At 71.8% G+C, this 4,957-nt stretch carries 6 protein-coding genes and 2 tRNA genes; 3 read left to right on the top strand and 5 right to left on the bottom strand.

The annotated features are described in order from the left end of the window. Positions 1-76: 76 nt before the first annotated feature. Positions 77-643, bottom strand: a complete 567-nt coding sequence (locus HW445_RS18180; protein WP_180222054.1) for a DUF4365 domain-containing protein — start codon at positions 641-643, stop codon at positions 77-79. 178 nt (positions 644-821) lie between these two features. Between HW445_RS18180 and HW445_RS18185 the strand changes: the two genes are divergently transcribed. After that, the gene (locus tag HW445_RS18185; RefSeq protein WP_180222055.1) at positions 822-1,547 is read left to right on the top strand and encodes a 3'-5' exonuclease; all 726 of its coding nucleotides are present in this window, start codon (positions 822-824) and stop codon (positions 1,545-1,547) included. A gap of 142 nt (positions 1,548-1,689) precedes the next feature. On the opposite strand, the gene HW445_RS18190 is transcribed toward HW445_RS18185, so the two are convergent. From HW445_RS18190 to HW445_RS18205, 4 genes are all read right to left on the bottom strand, one after another. Continuing rightward, positions 1,690-1,761 (bottom strand) — tRNA-Val (locus tag HW445_RS18190). A 39-nt stretch (positions 1,762-1,800) separates the two neighbouring features. Beyond that, positions 1,801-2,268 (bottom strand): SRPBCC family protein, encoded by a 468-nt coding sequence (locus tag HW445_RS18195; protein WP_180222056.1) that lies wholly within the window; start codon positions 2,266-2,268, stop codon positions 1,801-1,803. Between the two features lie 345 nt (positions 2,269-2,613). Beyond that, positions 2,614-2,685, bottom strand: a tRNA-Val gene (locus HW445_RS18200). A gap of 55 nt (positions 2,686-2,740) precedes the next feature. Continuing rightward, positions 2,741-3,169 carry a TIGR02611 family protein gene (locus HW445_RS18205; RefSeq protein WP_180222057.1) on the bottom strand — a complete coding sequence of 143 codons (429 nt, stop codon included), beginning with the start codon at positions 3,167-3,169 and terminating at the stop codon, positions 2,741-2,743. 330 nt (positions 3,170-3,499) lie between these two features. Between HW445_RS18205 and HW445_RS18210 the strand changes: the two genes are divergently transcribed. Beyond that, positions 3,500-3,913, top strand: coding sequence for an SsgA family sporulation/cell division regulator (locus HW445_RS18210; RefSeq protein WP_004002642.1), 414 nt, complete (start codon positions 3,500-3,502; stop codon positions 3,911-3,913). A gap of 274 nt (positions 3,914-4,187) precedes the next feature. Beyond that, positions 4,188-4,745, top strand: a complete 558-nt coding sequence (locus tag HW445_RS18215; RefSeq protein WP_180222058.1) for a CGNR zinc finger domain-containing protein — start codon at positions 4,188-4,190, stop codon at positions 4,743-4,745. Positions 4,746-4,957: the final 212 nt, after the last annotated feature.

The raw sequence follows: 4,957 nt of genomic DNA on the forward strand, positions 1-4,957 counted from the left end.
TCCGCGCCGTCCGCGGGATGGGGGCGGGGGCGCCCGCGACGGGGGACGCGCCCCGGGTCGTCGATCGGCCGGTGCGTCACGGTATGCCTCCCCTTCCGACCCGGTTCATGATGTCGCAGAGCGCCCGGTCGTCGAAGATGCGCGAGGTCGGCACCCGCACGGTGGTGCGGGTGCGCCCGGTGACCGGATGTCCGGCGAGGTTGACCCAGTAGCAGCAGTGCCTGAGGTCGAGCCGGTCGTGCCCCGCGGTCAGCCACTGGTCGCGGGACCGCGGCACCAGCATCACCACGAGGATCTTGTGCACGGTGACGGGTGTGCGGGCCAGCTTGGCCAGGTGGCCGTTGTCCAGCGTGAAGGAGAAGTGCCGGCCCGGCGGGCGGGCCGGTATCTGGTAGGTGCTCTTCAGCTGGACCTTGATGGTGACCTCGTCGTCCACGGTGTGGCCGGGTGAGCTGTGACTGACGTGCCAGTCGATGCCGTTGTCGGGGAACGGCTGGGACAGCGAGCACCCGGCCGCGGCCGCGACGGCGTGCAGGTATCCCACCTGGAGGGTCTCCATGCAGGCGGTGGTGGCGAGTGTGCCGCGTGGGTGCGCCGCGCGCTCGGGAAGCAGTCCCCCGCGCTCGGGCTGCGCCGTGGCCATGCCCAACAGCCTCTCCGGCCGGACGGTTCGAGGGCGGGGCCGCTGAACTGCGCGGTCCCGTATGTCTGTTGTCTCCGTCCGGCGTACGGCGCAAACGGCCCGGGTATCACCGGTGCACGGCGGACGTTCCGTCTGCCGCCTTGCGTGTGCGGGGAGTTGAGCGAGGGGTTGCGGAGACATGACGTGCTGGTACGAGGGCCCACTGGTCGCCTTCGACACGGAGACGACGGGTGTGGACGTGGAGAACGACCGCGTGGTGTCGGCCGCCCTGGTGGTGCAGGACGCACCAGGCACCCGGCCGCGCGTGACGCGCTGGCTGGTGAACCCGGGGGTCCCGGTTCCTGCCGAGGCGACGGCGGTGCACGGGCTCACCCAGGACCATCTGGAGCGCAACGGCCGCTGGCCGGCTCCGGTGATGTACGAGATAGGCAGGGCGCTGGGCGAGCAGGCGGCCGCGGGCCGGCCGCTGGTGGTGATGAACGCGCCCTTCGACCTGACCCTGCTGGACCGTGAACTCCGGCGGCACCGGGCGTCCTCGCTGGACCGCTGGTTCCGTTCGGCGCCGCTGCGGGTGATCGACCCGCGGGTGCTGGACAAGCACTTCGACCGGTACCGCAAGGGCCGCCGGACCTTGGTCGACCTGTGCGGGTTCTACGGCGTGGAGCTGACCGAGGCGCACGACGCGGCGGCGGACGCGATGGCGGCCCTGGACGTCACGCGGGCGGTCGGACGCAGGTTCGCCTCCCGGCTGGAGCGGCTGTCCCCGGCCGAACTGCACACGCTCCAGCAGACCTGGCACGCGGCGCAGGCGAAGGGTCTGGAGGCGTGGTTCGCGCGGAGCGGGACGCCGGAGACGGTGGACCGCTCGTGGCCGCTGCGTCCGGGACTGACGGCGGCCGCCTGAGCACGCGGCTGCCGTCGGGCGGCGCGTCGGCCGGCGACGGTGACCGGACGGACGGGCCGGCGTCCGGGGACGCCGACCGTCCCGAGGAACGACGGAGGCGACCCGGCCGCTGTGTCGCGGTCTCGGATCGCCTCCGGTGCTGTGGGCGATACTGGGTTCGAACCAGTGACCTCTTCGGTGTGAACGAAGCGCTCTCCCGCTGAGCTAATCGCCCGGGAACGCACTGAACAATACAGGTCCGACGGCCCTTCGTTCAAACCGCTTCCCCGCCGCCCGCCAGGAAGGCCTCCAGCCCGCGGCGTCCGCCGCGCATCATCAGGGCGTGGTTGGCCCGCAGCAGCGGGCGGCCGGGCACGCCGAGCAGGCGCAGCACCGGTTTGGCGAGGACGGTGTCCTGGTCGTGGAGGACCAGCGTGCCGGTGCCCGCCGCGCGGACGGTCCAGCGCATCCAGCCCCGCAGGTCCCCGGACAGCTCCGCCTGGAGCACGCCGGCCGCCGGCTCGTGCCGGACGGCCCGGATGTCCAGGCGGAGGTCGTACGGGAGGAGCGAGCGGACGAGCACCTGCCCGGAGGCCTCCCCGGTCCGCACCGCCCGCCGCACCTCCGGCCACCAGCGAGGGTAGGCGTCGACGCGTTCCAGGGTCCGGTAGACGGCTCCGGGCGCCGCGGACAGGGTCCAGCGGCCGGAGAAGCGGTACCGGGTGAGCTCGCTCGGCCTCATGACCCCAGTGTCCACGAGCCGTTCGCCGCCGGCCCGCGGGGCCGGCGGCGAACAGGCGGGACGTCCCATCGAGTTGCCGCTTTCCCTCCGCGGAGGCCCCGGCTCCCTTTCCCTGCATTCGCGGCGGCGCGGCGAATTGCCGGGCTCCGGCGAAGACTTGACGGAGCGCAGGATAAACGGAAGTAGCGGGTCCGCGAACGCGCCAAGAAATGCGCGGCGTTCCGCGAAAACAATCGCCCAATTCCGGACCGAATTCACCGGCACGGACCCGAACGCCCGCCCCGGGAGGGCAAAAGGAGGAGGGCCCGCCTCCGCGTTTCCACGGAACCGGACCCTCCTCGTCGGTGGGCGATACTGGGTTCGAACCAGTGACCTCTTCGGTGTGAACGAAGCGCTCTCCCGCTGAGCTAATCGCCCGGGCGCAGGAAGAACATTACCCCATGTCAGGGGGTGCTCCGCACCACCCCTCAGGTCACCGCCGGTCGATGTTCCAGGGCATGGCCAGGCCGAACTTCCACAGATAGATGCCGCAGAGCGTGGCCACGATCACCAGGGCGATCACGGTGAGCGTCAGGTTGCGGCGGCGCACCCTGGGGTCCAGGGCCTTCTGCGCGGCCTCGGTGACCTTGCGCTTCGTCCAGCGGAGCACCAGCTGCGCCCAGACGAACTCGGTGGCCCAGATCGCCATGCCGCCGAAGATCACCACCCAGCCGGGACCGGGGAAGACCAGCATCAGCACACCGGCCCCGATCACCGCGAGGCCCACCAGGAAGACGCCGACCTGCCAGCTCACGTGGAGCGCGCGGCGCCGCTGGACGAACTCGGGCGCCCGCGATCCCAGCGCCCGCTCGTGCTTGCCCTCCGGCTGCCCGGAGCCCTCGGTGTCCGCCACCTCACTCATGGTGGCACCGGTGCCCGGCGCGCCGCCTTCCGTGCCGTCGGCCGGGGTTCCACGATCGTCATGTGTCACGTCGGATTCCACCTCGCCCGCTGTCGTGCGCATCCCCCGCGTCTCCCCAGGTTCGTCACTCCCCGTATTCACTCGCGAAACCCTACCCGAGCGAAAGTGATCACCGGAATGGTCGCCTCACTCGAAGTACCCTCGGCCAGAAGAGGTACATAAACGCACGCAAAACCCTCAGAGGGGTTTACAACGGCATCGTGTGTGGCATGTCGATTTCGCCGACGTGCGAATCCCCGAGCGCACACTGAGCGAAAGGCCCTGGCGCTTATGAACACCACGGTCAGCTGCGAGCTGCACCTGCGCCTCGTTGTATCGAGCGAGTCCTCACTGCCTGTCCCCGCAGGCCTGCGGTACGACACGGCCGATCCCTATGCCGTGCACGCCACCTTCCACACCGGAGCCGAGGAGACGGTCGAGTGGGTGTTCGCCCGTGATCTCCTCGCCGAGGGGCTGCACCGGCCCACCGGCACGGGCGACGTCCGTGTCTGGCCGTCCCGCAGTCACGGCCAGGGGGTCGTCTGCATCGCCCTGAGCTCCCCGGAGGGCGAGGCCCTGCTCGAGGCCCCGGCGCGGGCCCTGGAGTCCTTCCTGAAGCGTACGGACGCCGCCGTGCCACCCGGCACGGAGCACCGTCACTTCGATCTCGACCAGGAACTCTCGCACATCCTGGCGGAGAGCTAGGAGCGGGAGACCCCCGGGGCGCCTCCGGCCCCGGCCGCACCACAGCTCGAGCAACCTCGGCCGTCCACTCGGGGAGACGGCCGGGGCCGGCACAGCCTCGAACGGGCCGGCACAACCGCATACGCACGCACCGGCGCCGTCGCCGCGGTTCTCCCCGCGGTGGACGGCGCCGGGGCGTTCCACCGACCGATCACCCCTTCCCCCCGGCCGAAAAGCCATTACGATCGGCCACCATCGGCGGGCGGCCCGCGGATGCCCAGGCAGGGAGCGATACGTGCTGATCACCCATGACACCAGGTGTGCCCTGGACGCCGTGGTGGACCTGGTGAACACCGCGCCGGAGGACGGCACGGAGGACGGGCTGGCGGACCTCCGCGCGCTCGAGGCCTTCGTGGCCGGTCACCGGATCAGCGACGTGGGGACCCTCACCGAGCTGGACCTGTCGGCGGTGCGGCGGCTGCGGGGGCGGTTCGCCGCCGTCTTCGCCGCCACGGACACCCGGGTCGCCGCGGGCATGATCAACGAGCTGGTCGCGGCGGCGGGCACCACGCCCCGGCTGACCGACCACGACGACTACGACTGGCACGTCCACTACTTCGCGCCGGGCGCCTCGGTCGCCGACCACCTGGCCGCGGACTGCGGCATGGCGCTGGCGTTCTTCGTCGTCGCCGGGGAGCGGGAGCGGCTGCGGCGCTGCGAGGCCCCGGACTGCCGCCGCGCCTTCGTGGACCTCTCACGCAACCGTTCACGCCGCTACTGCGACAGCCGCACCTGCGGGAACCGGCTCCACGTCGCCGCCTACCGCGCCCGCCGCAAGGAGGCGGCGGGCTGAGCGCGGCCCTCCGCCCGCCCGCGGGCGGCTGAGAACGCCGCCCCCGACGGGTGTCGCCGGGGACGCGCGCGGCCGGCTCACAGCAGCAGCAGGTCGTGCAGCGCTGCCATGAGGAACAGGGTCCCGATCACCGCCAGGAAGATCATCAGCGGCGGCTGGGACAGGGCGAAGAGGCACCCGCGGGGCTCGTGCTCGTCTCCTTCCGGAGGAGC

It is taken from the genome of Streptomyces sp. UH6, assembly GCF_013421635.1.
In the GTDB taxonomy this organism is placed as follows: domain Bacteria; phylum Actinomycetota; class Actinomycetes; order Streptomycetales; family Streptomycetaceae; genus Streptomyces; species Streptomyces abyssomicinicus.

Coding starts and splice junctions, on each gene's coding strand:
- HW445_RS18205 (WP_180222057.1), bottom strand. CDS start 3,169: ATGAGTGAGGTGGCGGACACCGAGGGCTCCGGGCAGCCGGAGGGCAAG.
- HW445_RS18185 (WP_180222055.1), top strand. CDS start 822: ATGACGTGCTGGTACGAGGGCCCACTGGTCGCCTTCGACACGGAGACG.
- HW445_RS18210 (WP_004002642.1), top strand. CDS start 3,500: ATGAACACCACGGTCAGCTGCGAGCTGCACCTGCGCCTCGTTGTATCG.
- HW445_RS18180 (WP_180222054.1), bottom strand. CDS start 643: ATGGCCACGGCGCAGCCCGAGCGCGGGGGACTGCTTCCCGAGCGCGCG.
- HW445_RS18195 (WP_180222056.1), bottom strand. CDS start 2,268: ATGAGGCCGAGCGAGCTCACCCGGTACCGCTTCTCCGGCCGCTGGACC.